Annotated in this window: 17 protein-coding genes; 2 read left to right on the top strand and 15 right to left on the bottom strand. The window is 36.6% G+C overall.

Translation table 11 applies throughout. From position 1 onward, the window contains the following. Window positions 1–1,113 (bottom strand): GDP-mannose 4,6-dehydratase, encoded by a 1,113-nt coding sequence (gmd, locus tag JCM16456_RS00795; RefSeq protein ID WP_068711539.1) that lies wholly within the window; start codon window positions 1,111–1,113, stop codon window positions 1–3. A 364-nt stretch (window positions 1,114–1,477) separates the two neighbouring features. Then, the gene (gene galU / locus JCM16456_RS00790; protein ID WP_068711537.1) at window positions 1,478–2,365 is read right to left on the bottom strand and encodes a UTP--glucose-1-phosphate uridylyltransferase GalU; all 888 of its coding nucleotides are present in this window, start codon (window positions 2,363–2,365) and stop codon (window positions 1,478–1,480) included. Window positions 2,366–2,782: 417 nt separating this feature from the next. Between galU and wecA the strand changes: the two genes are divergently transcribed. Continuing rightward, window positions 2,783–3,868 (top strand): UDP-N-acetylglucosamine--undecaprenyl-phosphate N-acetylglucosaminephosphotransferase, encoded by a 1,086-nt coding sequence (gene wecA / locus JCM16456_RS00785; RefSeq protein WP_068711535.1) that lies wholly within the window; start codon window positions 2,783–2,785, stop codon window positions 3,866–3,868. A 380-nt stretch (window positions 3,869–4,248) separates the two neighbouring features. Here wecA and JCM16456_RS00780 read toward each other — a convergent pair whose 3' ends face one another. The 13 genes from JCM16456_RS00780 to JCM16456_RS00720 are packed head-to-tail and all read right to left on the bottom strand — an operon-like array spanning window position 4,249 to window position 17,560. Continuing rightward, entirely contained in the window at window positions 4,249–4,998 is a 750-nt protein-coding gene (locus JCM16456_RS00780; RefSeq protein WP_068711533.1) for a glycosyltransferase family 2 protein, read from the bottom strand. Between the two features lie 46 nt (window positions 4,999–5,044). Beyond that, a complete protein-coding gene (locus JCM16456_RS00775) occupies window positions 5,045–6,142 on the bottom strand; it encodes a glycosyltransferase (RefSeq protein WP_068711532.1) in 1,098 nt (365 codons plus the stop codon). Continuing rightward, complete coding sequence (locus JCM16456_RS00770) at window positions 6,142–7,359, bottom strand: oligosaccharide flippase family protein (RefSeq protein WP_068711530.1); 1,218 nt, start codon at window positions 7,357–7,359, stop codon at window positions 6,142–6,144. The genes JCM16456_RS00775 and JCM16456_RS00770 overlap by 1 nt, the downstream gene beginning before the upstream one ends. Window positions 7,360–7,369: 10 nt before the next feature. Next, complete coding sequence (locus JCM16456_RS00765; RefSeq protein ID WP_156430419.1) at window positions 7,370–8,590, bottom strand: hypothetical protein; 1,221 nt, start codon at window positions 8,588–8,590, stop codon at window positions 7,370–7,372. Then, window positions 8,580–9,776, bottom strand: a complete 1,197-nt coding sequence (locus JCM16456_RS00760) for a hypothetical protein (RefSeq protein ID WP_068711525.1) — start codon at window positions 9,774–9,776, stop codon at window positions 8,580–8,582. The genes JCM16456_RS00765 and JCM16456_RS00760 overlap by 11 nt, the downstream gene beginning before the upstream one ends. Further along, the gene (locus JCM16456_RS00755; RefSeq protein ID WP_082712198.1) at window positions 9,769–10,365 is read right to left on the bottom strand and encodes a CatB-related O-acetyltransferase; all 597 of its coding nucleotides are present in this window, start codon (window positions 10,363–10,365) and stop codon (window positions 9,769–9,771) included. Before JCM16456_RS00755 ends, JCM16456_RS00760 begins: the two co-directional genes overlap by 8 nt. Further along, window positions 10,356–11,177 carry an NAD-dependent epimerase/dehydratase family protein gene (locus JCM16456_RS00750; protein WP_068711523.1) on the bottom strand — a complete coding sequence of 274 codons (822 nt, stop codon included), beginning with the start codon at window positions 11,175–11,177 and terminating at the stop codon, window positions 10,356–10,358. Before JCM16456_RS00750 ends, JCM16456_RS00755 begins: the two co-directional genes overlap by 10 nt. A 1-nt stretch (window position 11,178) precedes the next feature. Next, on the bottom strand, window positions 11,179–11,721 hold the full coding sequence (rfbC, locus tag JCM16456_RS00745) for a dTDP-4-dehydrorhamnose 3,5-epimerase (RefSeq protein WP_068711521.1): 543 nt from the start codon (window positions 11,719–11,721) through the stop codon (window positions 11,179–11,181). After that, window positions 11,721–12,620: a glucose-1-phosphate thymidylyltransferase RfbA gene (rfbA, locus tag JCM16456_RS00740; RefSeq protein ID WP_068711519.1), complete on the bottom strand. Its 900-nt coding sequence runs from the start codon at window positions 12,618–12,620 to the stop codon at window positions 11,721–11,723. Before rfbA ends, rfbC begins: the two co-directional genes overlap by 1 nt. A 51-nt stretch (window positions 12,621–12,671) precedes the next feature. Continuing rightward, window positions 12,672–13,739 (bottom strand): dTDP-glucose 4,6-dehydratase, encoded by a 1,068-nt coding sequence (rfbB, locus tag JCM16456_RS00735; RefSeq protein ID WP_068711517.1) that lies wholly within the window; start codon window positions 13,737–13,739, stop codon window positions 12,672–12,674. A 20-nt stretch (window positions 13,740–13,759) separates the two neighbouring features. Continuing rightward, complete coding sequence (locus tag JCM16456_RS00730) at window positions 13,760–15,937, bottom strand: polysaccharide biosynthesis tyrosine autokinase (protein ID WP_068711516.1); 2,178 nt, start codon at window positions 15,935–15,937, stop codon at window positions 13,760–13,762. Window positions 15,938–15,952: 15 nt separating this feature from the next. Beyond that, window positions 15,953–16,393 (bottom strand): arsenate reductase/protein-tyrosine-phosphatase family protein, encoded by a 441-nt coding sequence (locus JCM16456_RS00725; protein ID WP_068711514.1) that lies wholly within the window; start codon window positions 16,391–16,393, stop codon window positions 15,953–15,955. Window positions 16,394–16,408: 15 nt separating this feature from the next. Then, window positions 16,409–17,560, bottom strand: coding sequence for a polysaccharide export protein (locus JCM16456_RS00720; RefSeq protein WP_068711512.1), 1,152 nt, complete (start codon window positions 17,558–17,560; stop codon window positions 16,409–16,411). 618 nt (window positions 17,561–18,178) lie between these two features. Between JCM16456_RS00720 and JCM16456_RS00715 the strand changes: the two genes are divergently transcribed. Beyond that, complete coding sequence (locus tag JCM16456_RS00715; RefSeq protein ID WP_068711511.1) at window positions 18,179–18,472, top strand: hypothetical protein; 294 nt, start codon at window positions 18,179–18,181, stop codon at window positions 18,470–18,472. Window positions 18,473–18,496 lie beyond the last annotated feature (24 nt).

Here is an 18,496-nt window from a genome sequence, read left to right as displayed (position 1 = left end):
CTAGGCCTCTTTAGTTACCGACACATCAAAACCATGTGCTTTAAGTAAGGCATGCTGTTTTGCTTTATTCATATCATTTGCAACCATTTCTGCGCAAAGCTCTTCGACTGAAATTTCAGGAACCCAACCCAGTTTTTCTTTTGCTTTGGTAGGATCTCCGAGCAACGTTTCGACTTCCGCAGGGCGGAAGAACTTAGGATTAACTCGAACAATCACATCACCGACTTTAACTGCAGGTGCTTTATCACTTTCTACAGCAGTGACAGTGGCAATTTCATCCACCCCCTGTCCTGAGAAAGTTAATTCAATACCTGCTTCTTTCGCGGACATTCGTACAAACTCCCGGACAGAAATCTGCTTACCTGTTGCAATAACGAAATCGTCAGCCGAGTCTTGTTGCAACATCATCCACTGCATACGCACATAATCTTTGGCATGTCCCCAATCTCGCAATGAATCCATATTCCCAAGATACAAGCAATCTTCAAGCCCCTGAGAAATATTGGAAATAACACGTGTGATTTTACGAGTTACAAACGTCTCTCCACGACGAGGGGATTCATGATTAAACAGAATACCGTTGCAAGCGTACATACCATAAGACTCTCGGTAATTTACCGTAATCCAATAAGCATACATTTTGGCCACAGCATAAGGAGAGCGGGGATGAAAAGGAGTAGTTTCTCGTTGAGGAATCTCTTGCACTTCCCCATACAATTCTGAAGTAGACGCTTGATAAAAACGTGTTTTCTTTTCTAATCCGTTAATACGAATAGCCTCAAGCAAACGAATAGTGCCTAACGCATCAACATCCGCTGCATATTCTGGCGATTCAAAAGAAACTGCCACATGAGACATTGCCCCAAGGTTATACACCTCGTCCGGCTGAATTTCTTTAATTAACCGGATCAGATTAGAGGAGTCACTCAAGTCACCATAATGAAGATGAACTTGATCACTGACTTCGCAGACTGCATCGATACGTTCCGTGTTAAAAGATGAAGCCCGACGGATAATACCGTGCACTTCATACCCTTTTTCAACAAGAAACTCAGTCAAATACGAACCATCTTGACCCGTAATCCCTGTAATCAGTGCTACTTTTTTCGACATGTTTGTTCACCCAGCATTCATATGAGTATGTTCATTTTAAAATACGACCAATAGATTTAGGATAGCGTACTTATCGCCACAACAGATTGGCATACATCATTTTTACAGTGCTAACAATAACAGGAATTGATTCATGTTTCTTCTACATATGCAATATCGTGCGATTCAAAAATCGAGCATTGTAAATAGAGCAACTAACAGCCTACCAGTCACACCAATATAAGGGGCTAATAATTCAAATCCGAACCACTTATGAGCTGTTAACACCCTATCACTTCCATCAGCAGTCCTCGTTAGCAGCTTAGTTGAGTAAACGTAAAAAAGGAGCCGAAGCTCCTTTTTCCTTTCATTTATCTAAACAGTGTTATGCCATTTCAACTTCTGCTGTTTTCACTTTTACAACAGTAGGCTCAATCTTTTTCTGGTTTTGTTTCTGATAGACGTTTTCATAACAGTAGTTAGTCGCTTCAATGTAGCCTTCCACACTACCGCAATCGAAACGCTTACCTTTAAACTTGTAAGCCAAAACACAACCAGTTTGAGCTTGTTTAAGCAGGGCATCGGTAATTTGAATTTCACCGCCTTTGCCTGGTTCAGTTTGTTCAATTAAATCGAAGATATCTGGCGTCATAATGTAGCGACCAATAATCGCCATATTACTTGGCGCAGTACCTGGTTCTGGTTTCTCCACCATGTCATCCACACGGAAGATGTTGTCTTTAATCATCTCACCGGAGATCACGCCATATTTATGGGTCTCTGATTCAGGAACTTCTTGCACTGCAACAATGGTGCAACGAAACTGGTTATACAGCTCTGCCATTTGTGCTAACACGCCTTTGTCTTCATTCACGCAAAGGTCATCAGCGAGCACGACAGCAAATGGGTTATCACCCACTAAAGCTTTACCAGTCAAAATAGCGTGACCTAAGCCTTTCATTTCACGCTGACGAATATAAGTGAAGCTGGCGGAATCCATCACACCACGAATATCTTCAAGCAGAACCTCTTTCGAAGTGCCGTTGATTTGGTGTTCCAACTCATAGTTAGTATCAAAGTGGTCCATAATCGAATGTTTACCACGGCCAGTGACAATGCACATATCCGTCATACCGGCGTGAATGGCCTCATCAACCCCATACTCAATAAGTGGCTTATTTACCACTGGCATCATCTCTTTTGGCATTGATTTTGTTGCTGGCAAAAAGCGGGTTCCGTACCCTGCAGCAGGGAAAAGACATTTTTTAATCATAATTATCACCTAGTTATCTGACGTGCGTATTATTTCCAATCATAAATAAAAGTACAATATCTATTCTTTTCTTAAGCCCCCCCCCCTGCATTTATCTATAAATATCTCAATATATTTGATAGAAAAGTTAAACTAACCATTAAAATGCGATTATAAAATAACCAGAGCCATCTTCTAACTCAATATCACAAATTTTAAACTTCATAATACACCCGCCTAAACAGCAATATTATTTTAAAGACTATAAATTCTCATGAATATTAATTAGTTGATAAAAAGCGTGGTGTCGCATAGGTAAGAATGACTAATTTCTTAACAAATTTGTGTGTATTTTGAACTTTTCACCCTACCCTTTTAGAGGTAGAATGGCGTTCTAAAAAAATTATATTTCTGTAACAACAACGTCGGCTAAATACTATGATCATGGAAATGATATTAATATTCTTTTTGTCATTTATTTCCCTATTTGTTACAAGGGAAGTGGCGAAAAAAATAGGACTGGTAGACCAACCAAACTTTCGTAAACGTCATACTGGTGCAGTTCCCCTAGTAGGTGGGATTTCACTCTATCTCGTTACCTCTGTTTACTTATTCTTTAACCCCAATGTATTAGCACATACAGGCTTGTATTTCTTCTGTATTACTGTACTGATTGCAACAGGGGCATTAGATGATAAATATGATATCAGCTTCAAACTTCGCTTGGGCATTCAAGCAGGTTTAGCTTTACTTGTTATGTTTGTCACTAATACCAGCTTGAGCCATCTTGGGAATCTGTTCGGCACTGGCGATATATCGTTAGGCTACTTTGGTACTATTTTTACCGTGTTTGCAGTAATAGGCTGTATTAATGCATTTAATATGGTGGATGGTATTGATGGCTTACTTGGTGGGCTTTCTATTGTGACTTTTGCTGCGCTAGCTATTTTGCTCGGTTTAGCAGGGCAGCACTGGGCAATAGGCCTATGTTTAACTCTTATCGTTGCTATGGTGCCATACATTTGTATGAACCTTGGTATTTTGGGTAAAAAACGCAAAGTATTTATGGGCGATGCCGGTAGCATGATGATCGGCATGACTGTAATTTTGCTATTAATGGGAGCTAGCCAGCAACCCAGCGTTCATGTAATACGCCCAATTACTGCGGTATGGATTATTGCTATTCCATTAATGGATATGGCAGCCATTATGATGCGCCGCATTCGCCGTGGTCACTCCCCATTCAAACCAGATCGTGAGCACTTACACCATATTTGCCAACGCTTAGGGCTAACACCACACCAAACCCTAGCGTTTATTTGCTTTGTCTCTGCCATTTTAGCTGGTTTTGGTGTTTTGGGTGAAGTTTTCCAAATCAAAGAAAGCATTATGCTGGTTAGCTTTATTATCGCCTTTGCTGCTTATGCAACAACATTAGCTTATATTTGGCGCATTACTGCATTTGTTAAACACCTAAAAGGTAAAGATAAAGAAGTTTTTATTCATCAGCAGGAAGGGGTTTGAGTAAACCCTTAAATTCCTACCTATCTGATAGACATAAAAAGCGCCGATTGGCGCTTTTATTTTTCAATGTAACCCCTCGGAAAGCTCATGAACGTTCTCGTCATACAAGCCTTCTGAAGACTTAATTAAGTAATTTTCATCCATTACGCAGCGTATTCTCTTACGCTGAATGACACCTTTCGCACTCGTCTATTACCTCTATCTATAAACTAAAACATGCGAAAAAGGTCAATTAAAGCCGAGGGGGATAATGAATCCAGTCCTGAGCTTATCCCTTTAAAATCAGATTGTTCATGCTGTCTCGCTGTCCGTGGAATATCTCAACTAAAACGCCCCATGAAATCATGGGGCGCTTACAAATAAACTGGAATATAACTGTATTATTTACGAAAAACTGCTCGCCAAGCGTAAAAGCAAAAACATTCAAATGACTTGATAAGACTAAGACCTTCAATTTCTCTATAAATCTGCCATTGCCTTTTAGCCTTTTTAACCTTATTTCGAGATATTGAATTGGGCAAAATTCTATATCTTGTAAGTGGGATATCTAGATGATAAGCCAACTCCCCAGTTTTTAATAATTTCAACCACAAACCATAATCCTGTCCAGTCCTGATTAAAGGCATAGATATATCTGAGAAATTATCTCTTCTCAGCATTACGGTAGAGCAGCCTAACGTCGCCTTTTTCTTTAGCATATCACCATAAGAGAGAGGGGATAATTTCTCTCTATCAACTATCTTCGATAAAGGATTACCATTTAAATCAACAACTTCAAAAGAAGTGAAACAAAATTTAATATTATTAGACTCCATAAAATCTAATTGTTTCTTTAACTTATTATTAGACCAAAGATCATCACTATCAATAAAAGCTATATATTCACCTTTTGCATTAAGAATTGAATTATTTCTAGAAACTGCCGCACCAGAATTACTTTCATTTTGGAACACTCTTACTCTATTATCAGATAAAGATAATTTTCTAATAAAATCAAATGTGCCATCAGTGGAACAATCATCTGTAATAACCCATTCCCAGTCAGAATAACTCTGATCCCGAATTGACTCATAAGTTTTTTCAATAAAATCAACGCTATTATATGAGGGCGTTATTATTGATATAAGCATATTAGACCCTACTAATCAATTTAACTGTTATTTCACCATTTCAAAATTATTTTATCGTGTTAAATATTTTATCTGAGATACTTGACCATGAATATTTAGATACCAATTCATCATCATCGAAGTCAAACTCAAAGTCATCGTTACCATACTTCAGCAATGCATCATAAATATGCTCAACATTATAACTATCAACAGTAGATATAGATTCACAAGGAGGGAAAAGCCCATCGATTGCTTCACCTTTTGATAGAATTACAGGACATTTACGAGAAAGAGCCTCTAGATAGACCAAGCCAAATGTTTCATTAATAGATGGTAATACCAGAGCCCTAGATGTTAAATATAAGTCAGATAACTCTTCAATGTTTGTTATTTTCCCCTTTACAACTATACAACCAGGCAATTTATCAACTTTTAATATGTGTTTTAACTCAGATTCACTACCACCAATTACGAGAAGCTTATAAGACCTATTTAAATCATAAAACTTCATAAATGATTTATAAACTGTTTTAAAGTTTTTATTTTTTGTAAACCTTCCTACAAAAATAAATTGATTCTGTTTAGACTTGTTATTAACTTTAGTGAACCAATATTCGTCAATACCATTAGGTATATATATTGATGATATACCTTTAAATAACCAAGGGTAGCTATTTACTACTCTTTTCTTATAAATCGGGGTAAGGAATATGACATTAGAAGCTTTTCTAATAATTAATTTCATCAAAGGTCTATAATGTGGTAGAAATTTTATAAAAGAGCCAACATCAGTACTCCTTATAGTAATGAAAAACTTTTTTCTATATATTATACTTGCTAAATAACAAGGTAGGCCGTTTGTCCAAAGTGTATGAGAGTAAATGACGTCGGCAGATTTTATTATTTCTTTAAAATTAGCAAATATTATATAAGTAATGTACAATAATTTTATTAAGGGAAAAAATTTTAGAAACTTCACATTAACATAAATATAGTTAATTTCAATATTATCTTTTTCTATTTCATTTATGCCAATATGATTTTTATCATAAACTGGCACTATAACATTTTGATATACTGATTTATCTATTGAAATATTTTCTATTTGATTTGCATGTACTTTAGTGCCGACATAATTATTACAAATATGTACAATCTTCATTATTTTCCCAATCTAAAACTATTAATAAAAACATAAAAATAATCCCTGGTTTGTACTGAGCAATAGTTAATTATCGTTAGCGTAATCAGTTGTGATAATGAAGTTGCTACCGCCGCCCCTATGATCCCGAATAAAGGTATCAATATAAAGTTTAATATAATATTAACGATTATTCCATAAAAAGTCCTAACCATTCGAACCTTATACTTACTATCTATTATCATAATAAAACTAAAAAATAGATTGGAAAAAACAAATATTTTCCCAAACAACAAAATAAATGCTGGAATATAAGATGAAAGATATTTATCACCAAAAAAAACACTAATAAAATACTGCCCAAAGAAATAAAACATAATGCATAAAACAATTGAATATAAATGCACATACTTTAACTGAGATGATATATATCGATTTCTCTCTTCTACATCATCTATACTTTTTATCTTAATTATTATCGATGATGCATATGCGGAAATAGCAAAAGAAAAAGGTTCGGAAATTTGACCTGAAACAGCATATATACCTAAATCAATCTTAGTCAAATAATAAGAAATAACAATATAATCAACTCTTGTATAAGCTAATATCAAAAGGGATGTAATAAGTATTGGCCAAACAGATAATAGATTCTCTTTAATCTCAGAAGACTTGAACCGATATAAAAATAAGAAGTAAAACTTTCTTACATCAGTAAAAAAAAGACAAAAAACTTGCAATAAAAAATAAAATAAAGGTAGAACTATCAGTAGTGATATTATCATTTCATGTGAATATATATATATAAAATATGATATCATCAATGAAATAAAGAGAGAAGAAATGTTAATTAATAAAATTAACTTTCCACTATTTGAAAAGTTTAGCCTTGCCACACCCAAATTTGACAATTGAAAAAAATACAGGGCCATAATAGAGATAACAATTATATTATTATCAAAGTAAAAAAATATTATAACTGACAGTAATATGTATAATAAATGGCGAATAAAATTAATAATTACCACATTTTTAGGGTTATCTTTCATTTCGGAAATGATATAGGCATCATTTACTACACACGAAATCACAAAGACAAATGAGAAAACGACTTTTACTATTGAATATAATCCAAATTCAGCAACGGACAAATGTCGCGCAACTAGAGCCGTGGTAAAAAACGTTAATATTAACCCTAGTAGTTTAGATATCACAAATAATAAAGAATTTTTTGTCATGTTAATCTATTTAATCACTTACTTTTTTGAGATTGTAAGCAATGAAATATCCCATAAATAAATATATAGATGTAAAAATATAAGACCTTGCCATTAAAACTGAAATAATAGAAAAAATAGCAAATAAAATATATAAATCCGTTTGTTGAGATGATTTCCTACTCATAATAACTCGAGCTGTAAAAAAAGATAGAAAACCTAGCATAGAAGAATAAATAACAAAGGCAACAAATCCGAACTGTCTCCAGATAGAGAAAAAATTATGTATATATTGCCCCCACCTAGCACCTCTCCCATCCAAATTCATATCGACTTGTCCACCAAAATCACCGATGAACCAATTCGATATAATAGACTGCATTCCAGAATGGTTAATAATATCCCTTCCCATCTTTGATGTATCTGAGTCACTAAATACACGAAACACTCGATAATTATCCATATCAAGATGTTTTAATACACTATCAGCACCGACAAGCAAGAAAAGGCTAGTAGCTATGAAGATTAAAGAAAACATCACTAACCTTTTATTTCGACTACCAAGCCAATAACAATGGAGACCATAGAAACAAAAGGAGATTATATATATATAAAAAGAACTTCTTGAGGTTATCAAAAACAACACAACAAGACCTAAGGAAAATATTAATGGCTTTTTGTTTTCAGAGAAAGAAAAGAAAACCATAAACATCATTGCAGTCATATCACCCAAAAATAAATAGTTTATTTTCTCTTCAACTAAAAAAAGCTTCAATATGGAAAAATCTACAGCATACAGGAATAATATAAGTAGATAGAAAATAAAAAAAACAAAAACCATTTTTTTTACGAAGCCATAAAATTCATGACAAAAACTAAATCCTATAACAATGTACATTATTTGTAGTAAAAAAATAGGCGCATGATACTCAATTGCGCTTTTTATTTGTCCAGATGAATAACCTACCGTATCATAATGATAAATCACTACAATAATTTCTACAAAATACAAAATTACTATAGAAAAAACCAAAAAAAATGATTTGTTTGAAAATCTATATTTAGAAAAACGTTGGTAAACAAAAAAAAATGGTAACATTATAAAGAACAATAATGCACTAATACTATTTACTTTAGGTATATTAAAACTAGTATACGTACTTAGTACATTATCCATCATAGATAATGGAATAGTAAAAACAATTAAAGCAGCCACCAAGAATCTATATATGTTTTTATAATTAATTTTCATATAATTCATTCATCAATCTTAACGAAGAATCATGATTCTCCATAACTTCGGATAAATTCTCTCTAATAAGTTTAGTTTTCTCCAACAGAAATTCCTTGTTCTTACATATATTTAATAATTCTTGATAGTTATCAAACAATACTACCGTATTGTTGTTTTTATAGAGCTCCTCTATCGCCTTGAATTGGTTAGATTTAATTAGTATAGGTATTAAACCTAATGTTCCCATTGCAAACCTAGTTGGATAGCTTATATTTGATCTAAGATTATCCAAATCATTATATAGCATAATAACGGCATTAAACTGAGAAACGAATGTGGATAATTTACCATCTAACATTTCTTGATAAGTATAAGGATTAAAATATTTAACATTATGATGTTTTATCTTATCACCACTACTTTGGATCCAGACTTCAACATTACCCTCGGCTAATTTTTTTATTATTCCGGATACATCATCAATTGTTCTTTCTTTGAAATTAGTATTCCCAAGAAAAATAACTTTACTTATTTCATTACATATTCCGATATTTGATTTTTTATTATACTTAAAAAAACTTGAATGTAACTTATCCTGATGTAATACTAAACTACTCTCATTAATTCCTAATGAACTAGTAAAATACTCCTTCATTAAATCTGATGTTAATATTAATTTATCAAAACTATTAAAATACTCTGCATCAACCTTCGCATCAGGATTATATTCATCATATTGTATGTTACTTCTAACGGGATATGTATTGATCAGTAACGACTGCTTACAATCCATGTCATCTTCCTCAATAATAGATGAAATATCCGACTTTATTTTTTTTACCGTGGTACTCCAGATATATAATATATGATCTGGTTTTCTAGAAAAAATAAACTCTTTAAGCTCTGGGCTAGTAATATTTTTTTTTGAAAACTCAATTTTGTTTACCAACGAAAGTATATACTTATTTCTATCGATACCAATCCGTTTAAGTAATTTTTTTATGTTAGATTTTATTCCCAATGAAGTTCTATTTGAAGAATACTTCATCTTTGGAATATTCTTTAACCTAATTGGTAATTCTATATTCTGAACTCCAACATCAATGTAACCAACTATATCAGACACTTCACTCAAAGACATGATATAGGAATATGTGAATATTACATTTGATGAACCTACAACTATGACTTTTTTCCTACTCACACAAGACATCCTTTGGGTTATTTCTCCACCACTCGGAGCTTAAAAGCTCTGCTATTTTCTCATCATTGAACCTTTTCTTTATTACTTTAGCAGGAACTCCGACAACTATTTCATAAGGCTCTACATCATGTGTAACAACCGCTCCTGATCCAATAACAGCACCTGTCGCAATTTTTACCCCTCCCATGACTAGCGCATTAGCCCCAATCCAGACATCATTACCAATTTCGACTAACTCAAAATCATCTTTTCTTTTCTCTTTAAATAAGCTTTTATTATAAATAAAAGGTGATGTTGATAGTTTATCAATGGGATGTAGACCTAAGCCAATTTTTGTACCAGGACCAATTGAGCAGTATCGACCAATCTTAGTATTTATGATAATTGAGAGTGGTGATACATAACTATAGCGACCGAGTTCTACATCAATGAGCCGGCAATAATCATTAATTAAATTGTCACCATGTAATATAGATGAGTTAGAAATATACACACCATGTCCAATTTTAATATTTCTCTTTGTCAGCATTAATTTAATGTTAATTAAAGAGGAGCAAAGGTATTTAATTAATCTTTTAATTATATACAATAGTCTCTCCCGATTTCTCTCTTATAATCTAATATCATCATTTTTAGGTCTGACAATACGCAACTTGGTTTATAATTAAATTCATATTTTAGTCGTGAAATTGATGTTACAGGAAATACATCTGTCACATTATTATCATGCCAAATAACTTTACATCCTGTGTTTGATACCAAGATACTTGCAATATCCTCTGCTGTAACATTCTCACCTGAAGCAATATTATAAACTTCGAATTCATTATTAGTCATTGATAATCTAAATATGATATCAACAACATCAAGAACAGATACATAATCTTTAGAATATGTTTTATCAACATACATATTAACAACATTTTTGTTTATAGCATCTTTTATTATTGATGGTAAAAAGAGCGAACTATTTAATGCTAAACCATATACATTTGAAGGTCTAACCACTATCGTATTCTTATTTGAATTTAGACATAAATCCTCGGCAACTAGTTTTGTCAAATTAAATAGTTTTCGATTGTCATTAATTTCTAAAACAAGATCACTAGATTCATTAGCACTATTCGACCCCATATAAACTCTAGTTGAAGACAGATAAATCAATTTTTCGAAATTAGCTCGATCTAGAATATCTCTTAGATAATTTATATTGGCATCTAGTACATCATTAGGTCTATTACAATCACCATATCCTGCACAATATATAATAATTCCTAAATTTAGGCTAAAATCTAAATCATGACGAGCGGGAGCATAAACATCATAACCTTCCAATTGGAACTTATTTCTTACCGCGCTTCCAATAAAGCCAGATGAACCTATTACTGTGATTCTTTTCATTTTAATTTCTATTCAAAAATTCTGAAAATAATGGAAGATTTTTATCCTTTTCGGACAAAATTGGATTATCAATTCCCCAATCAATATCTAAATCTGGATCATTCCAGAGAATTCCAGACTCATCTTTTGGGTCATAGTAATTTGTGCATTTGTATGAAAAATCCGCAACATCACTAAGTACTACAAAACCATGAGCAAAACCTGGTGGTACCCAGAACTGTGTTTTGTTTTCATCAGAAAGAACAATACTTTCCCATTGACCAAACGATGGTGAATATTTTCTCAAATCTACAGCAATATCTAAAACAGAACCTTTTGTCACTGAAACTAATTTCCCTTGTGGTTTCGTCTTTTGAAAATGCAATCCTCTAAGTACACCTTTTGATGAACGAGAACGATTATCTTGGACAAAATTATCCTTTATTCCTGCCAAACTTAAGTATCTATTTAAATTAAAACTCTCTAAAAAAAAACCCCTATTATCACCAAAAACTTGGGGTTGAATTATTACACAATCTTTGAGTTTTGTTTTAATAACGTTCATTATCTATTTGCCTTAAGTGATTCTCTTAATCGTCTATTATCTAACAATGATATTAGGTAGTTGCCATAATCATTTTTGAGCATGGGCTGTGCATGCTCAAATAACGATTCATCACTGAGCCATCCATTAAACCATGCTATTTCCTCAAGACAGGCTACTTTTAATCCTTGAACGTTTTCAATGGTTTGAACAAACGAAGATGCTTCATGCAAACTCTCATGTGTACCTGTATCTAACCACGCAAAACCACGCCCAAGCAACTCAACTTTTAACGTTTTATCTTCTAAATACATCTGATTAATAGACGTAATCTCGAGTTCACCGCGTCTTGATGGTTTAACTTTCTTAGCAAATTCTACGACTCGGTTATCATAAAAATATAAACCTGTAACTGCCCAATTGGATTTAGGAGTATCCGGTTTTTCTTCTATACTAAGAGCATTATACTTTTCGTCAAACTCGACGACACCAAATCTTTCAGGATCTTTTACATGATAACCAAATACGGTAGCGCCATTTTCCCGCTCTACAGCATTTCGTAAAGTACGAGAAAAGGATTGACCATAAAAAATATTATCACCAAGAATTAAGCAACACTTGTCTTTACCTATAAAATTTTCGCCAATAATGAATGCCTGTGCTAAACCATCAGGTGACTCTTGGATTGCGTATTGCAGATTGATGCCGAAGTCACTACCATTCCCAAGTAGACGTTTAAACGATTCATTTTCTTCTGGAGTAGTAATAATTAGTATATCTCGAATACCTGCAAGCATCAGAGTAGCCAATGGATAATAGATCATTGGTTTATCGTATACAGGTAACAACTGCTTTGAAACTCCACGGGTGATAGGATAAAGGCGAGTACCCGACCCACCCGCTAAAATAATACCTTTCATTTTTTTGCCTTAGCCAACTAAAATATAAAGAGGTAACCAGAATGAGGTGAATTACGCTTGGTGAGTTCCCAAACGTTCCATTGAGTAAGAACCATCTAGCACGCGACTCCACCACTCTGTGTTATGCAAATACCACTCAACGGTTTTTCGAATACCCGATTCAAAGGTTTCTTCTGGCACCCAACCCAACTCGCGACCAATTTTGCTTGGGTCAATCGCATAACGCACATCATGCCCAGGGCGATCGGTCACGTAAGTAATTAAATCTGCATAGCGTTCGACACCAGCGGGCTTGTTTGGCACCAATTCTTCAAGTAATGCACAAATGGTTTTCACCACATCGATATTGGCTTTCTCATTGTGACCACCAATGTTGTAGGTTTCACCAACTTCACCTTCAGTCACTACTTTGTAGAGTGCGCGCGCGTGATCTTCCACAAATAGCCAGTCTCGAATCTGCATGCCATTACCGTAAACAGGTAAAGCCTTACCATCCAATGCATTTAAAATCATTAGCGGAATCAGTTTTTCCGGGAAATGGTAAGGACCGTAGTTATTCGAACAGTTAGTGACTAACGTTGGCAAACCGTAGGTACGCAGCCATGAACGAACTAAATGGTCACTTGATGCTTTCGACGCAGAATATGGGCTAGAGGGGGAATATGACGTAGTCTCAGTAAAGAAATCATCGGAGCCTTCTAAATCGCCATACACTTCATCGGTTGAAATATGGTGGAAACGAAATGCGCTTTTACGCGCTTCATCCAAGTTGTTCCAATAGTGACGAGTTGCCTCAAGCAAGGTGTAAGTGCCCACAATATTGGTTTCAATAAACGTAGCTGGCCCATCAATTGAGCGGTCAACATGGGATTCGGCCGCTAAGTGCATAACAGCATCGGGCTGATGCTCGGCAAAAATGCGATCCATCGCTGTGCGATCACAAATATCTGCCTGTTCAAACACGTAACGTTCACTTGAGTCAACACCAAACAACGATTCTAGATTTCCGGCATACGTCAGTTTATCTACATTGATCACGGCATCTTGTGTGTCGTTAATAATATGGCGCACAACGGCTGAGCCAATAAAACCGGCTCCCCCGGTTACTAAAATTTTCATGCTAGTCAACTATCCTATTGTTATTTACTGGAGTCGTAGTTGTAATTGTAATAACCATACCCATAATGGGTGGAAGCTTTCTTCTCAACTGCGTTAAAGATAACCCCTTTCACTTCAATACCCGATTGCTCAAATCGGTTACGAGCCACATCAATCTCTTTAGCAGTGTTTTGACTAAAACGCGCCACCATTAAAGTGGTGCCAGCAATCGCCCCGACAATACTAGCATCAGTTACTGCCAGTACCGGCGGTGTATCCACAATCACGAGATCATAATTTTGTGATGCCCAAGTCAGTAGCTCTTTTAAGCGTCCGTGCATCAGTAGCTCCGATGGGTTCGGTGGTACTTGCCCACGAGTAACCACATCTAAGTTCTCGACACGTGTGGATTTCACCACGTCATCAATGCCAATTTCACCACTCAAGTAATCCGATAAACCTTGGTCCCATTTAAGGCCAAAAGCACGTTGTAAATATCCTTTACGCATATCCGCATCAATAATCAGTACTTTTTTGCCCGCTTTTGCGTACACCGCTGCAAAGTTGGTCGAAACAAACGATTTACCAATGCCCGGCGCAGGGCCAGAAATCATCAAGATATTGTTTTTGGCTTCCATCATGGCAAAGTGCAAGCTGGTTCTTAGACTACGCAGCGCTTCAATAGCAAGGTCGGCAGGGTTCATCTCCGCCAACAACAGCATATCTTTGCTTGAGCCGCGCTTTTTACCACTTAGCTTATCTGCTAGCGAAAATTGCAATTCAGAGCGGGGAATGCTGGCATATACAGAAAGGCCAAGTTCTTCAATTTCATCTGGGTTTTCAACTCCCTTGTGCAAAGCAGATTTCACAAAGACATATGCAACACTCAGTAATAAACCTAATATAGTTGCAATAGCAACAATCAGAGGCTTTTTAGGTTTAATAGGTTTAGAGAAGGTCTGCGCATGGTCCACAATACGAACGTTACCTACAGTACCTGCCTTCACCACACTCAACTCTTCAATTTTATTGAGTAGCTGCACGTAGATTTGTTGGTTTACTTCAACATCACGTTGCAGGCTTAAAATCTCTTTTTGCGTTTCAGGCAAGTTCTCGATGCGTTTATTAATCTTTGATTTTTGATTTAATAAGGTTTGACGCTTATCCAGTAGAGCCTTATATGCAGGGTGATCTTTGGTGTATTTTTGGCTGATTTCAGCTTCTTTAAAGGTCAGCTCATTAAGCTGCGCATCCAAATTAACCATCACTTTCAAAGTCGATTCAGCTTCCATGGTGAGGTCAACAGATTCACGCTTTTTACGATAGGCATTGAGCTTGTTTTCTGATTCGACCAATTTTTCTTTCAGTTGCGGAAGCTTCTCTTTTAAAAACTGAATGCTCTGCCCAGCTTCTGCTGAGTTACGCTCTACGTTCTGTAAAAAGTAACGTTGGGCGATATCATTTAAAATGTCTTGCGCCAGTTGGCCATTTTCATTAGCAAAGCTTAACTTGATAATGCCCGTTTGCTTACCTTGCTCCGCGGCACCTAAGTTTTGCTTTAACCAATCAATTGCATCTAGGTCATTGCGTTTTTCAATATTGAAATGGGTGCCACTTTTTGCTTGTAATGCACTGATCTGCAGTTCATAACCGTTGTCAACGACTTTTGTGCCCACTTTCCCTTTCAGGAGAACTTGGTTATCATCGTTCACCAGTTGATAAATACCTTGCTCTCCGTTTAATACAACGATTTGATAAGAGTTTTCATCGGGAAATACCATTTTAGGTAATTCAAAACTGCTCACTTTAACAAACTGCTGGTTACCGGTTAAACGAGCAATGCCTTTACCAATCAACGGGAAGTAATCTGGACTCACTACGGTGGTTAAATCGAATTTATCCACCGTGCCGCCCAATATCATCCGTGATTTAATCAATTGAATTTCCGCATCTGCGGTTGACTCAGAGGCAAACATATCCCCCAAGCTTTCACTCATAATGGCAGAAAAGCCGCCCGAGCTTTTTTGTTCCACTTGAATCAATGCATCGGCTTGATAAATCGGCGTAGAAAGTAACGCAAAGGCAATACCAAAAAGGGCAAATAAAAAGGTAGTAATGGCGATAACCCATTTGCCATCCAGTAGCAGGCCAAACAGCTGACCTAAGTCAATCTCATCATTATCCGATGCGTTACGTGAAGTTGCAGTTTTGTCCGTCATAATCTTCTAATCGTATTAAAGTTTGGCAGCCCAAGCATCAGCCGCTTGAGCAATTAATTGATAGGCGTAATCAAAGGCTTCTTTACTTTGGCGGTAAGGATCGGGAATGTCTTTTTGCCCAATCCACTGGCCAAATAACATGGCTTTGCCTCTTGCCTCTGGGGCAATATCGTTTAAAGCCGTTAAATGACCTTTTTCCATTACCAAGATCAAATCGTATTGAGCACACAAAGCGGATGTCAGTTGCTGTGACTTATGCCCAGTTAAATCGAGACCATGCTCTTGCGCCACCAGCTGCGCGCTGGCATCGGCAGGTTTGCCTTCTAAATGGCTTTTTTTCGAGGCAAGGCCGGCTGAGGCAATCTGTTTATTAGGAAATAACTGCTGTAAGTAGCGCTCTCCAATGGGAGAGCGGCAAATATTACCAACGCAGACCACCAAAATGTTATCAAACATGTCGCGATTTCCTTTCTATGGCCAGTTACGTAAACGCAGCATACCTTCTGTTAGGTCGTTAAACCCAGAGATGGTTGGTACTAGCTGGCTGATAAGACGATTCCAACGCGCCACAGGGGCAGCAGTCACATAAACCACATCGTAAGGTTGCAGTTCAAATTCCGTGCCCATCACCAAAGCGGTAGCATCTTTCATATTTAGCTGGAATACATCAGCAAGGGGCGCATTACTCTGCTTAGTGGTGGCGTTAGCTAAGCCCGTACTGCGGATGACAAAAATCCCAGTTGGGTCGGCTTCTTTTTCATTAATTCCGCCAGAGTTGGCTAGTGCTTCGGTTAAGCTCATGCCTGCGCGATCGATTTTGACCACTTGCGGGTCGGCAACTTCGCCCATGATAAAGATTTTTTGAGTATCGTTGCGTGGCACGTGAATAATATCGCCTTTGTGCAATAGGCGGTTTTGAGTTAAATCGCCTTTTTGTATCAGAGCATAAAGGGAAAGGTGTTCTTCTTTACCATCGTGATGAGTCAAGGTGATATTGCGCCAATCGGCATCTTGGGTAATGCCTCCAGCGGCATTGACCGCATCAAGCAGTGTAAGCGGGATGTTAGAAATGGCTTGCGCGCCCGGTTTATTCACTTCACCAGTCACGTAAGATTTTTGAGAACGAAATGCCGCGATGTTGACATCGACCTGTGGGTCTTCAACGTATTTTTTAATTCGCTGAGTAATGAGATCACGAACTTGGGTTACCGTTAGCCCCTTAACGGCAATTTTACCGATATAAGGGTAGAAGATGGTGCCATCGGCATGTACCCAGTTACCGGCTTCTTCCGAACTGCGGTATGAACCAGCAGGGATTGTTAACTCAGGGTGGTCCCAAATCGTCACGTTAAGTACATCACCGGTGCCAATATGGTATTGGTAATCGGACAGTTCCTCTTCCAGGCCTAAGTTCACCTGAGACGATGGGGTAATTTGATTGAGTTTGAGCTCGTTGATCAGATTAGGCGTTAAAGGGTATACGTTAACTCGCGGTGAGAGTGTATCGGAGTCATCGGCATTCCATACCTGATTTTTATTACTGGTCGGCAAGGTGGCGCCGGGAATGGTGCATCCTGCCAAAGTGCAGGAGGCCAATATAAGGGAGATTGTCTTGTTTAACACACCAACTTTCCTAACTAATCATTAAGATATCTGAGATATCACGTCCGTGTCGCACGTCATAGCTAAGCAGAAGTGTGGATACACCTCCGGCCATGAGCATAGACAAGATATCGACATATTCATCACTATGGCAAGAGGAGTTTTCTCTAGCCTAACCTAACGTTGTAATTGTGCTTTTTATGAAGGCAATAAATAGTGCAATTTGTGGATGACATAATGATGAACACCAATACGCTCCAAATTGCATATCAATTGTTATTTATTGCATTAAGCCAATGAATCCTAAGCCAATATATTCATTGCTCATGCTAGCACTTTAATTAACAAAATAAACAGTTATTTTATTTCGACCACGCTACCGCATGAGATCTTACTCCCATAACGCTATATTCATGGCCAAGAATGCATTTCAATGCATTTTATTTAAACTTTAAGGCGACGCATGATAGCGTGCCCAGCTTTGAATGTGAAGTTGAATAAAAAGAATTAGTGCTTCAAAAATAAAACTCTTGACCGAATTTAATATTGTTTACATTTGCGACAGATAATTTTATCTTAAATAAGCTCAATTAGTTGAGCATACATCGATGTAAACACGCTCTCTATGGAGAATTATTTATGAAAAAAACAGCGATTGCCTTAGCGGCGATGTTGGCTTTAGGTTCAACTGCTGCTTTTGCTGATGAAGTAGCCACTTCATCTAGCGTAACAGGCAGCACATCAAGCACAACCACAACTGCAGCAACTGGAACTTCAACAGGTGCAGCAGCAGGTGGCACAGCGGCTGCAGGCGCAGCAGCTGGTACTGTAACAGCAACAACTGTTGCCGTTGCTGGTGCTGTAGTAGCTGGCGTAGCCGTTGCAGCAAACAGCTCTGACAACAACAGCACAACTTCAGTTACAACTAACTAAGTTTGACTGCTCATTAAGCACAGC

The organism is Vibrio tritonius, assembly GCF_001547935.1.
Classification (GTDB): domain Bacteria; phylum Pseudomonadota; class Gammaproteobacteria; order Enterobacterales; family Vibrionaceae; genus Vibrio; species Vibrio tritonius.
The sequence above is the reverse complement of the archived record's forward strand: the minus strand, read 5'-3'. Positions and strand labels throughout refer to the sequence as shown.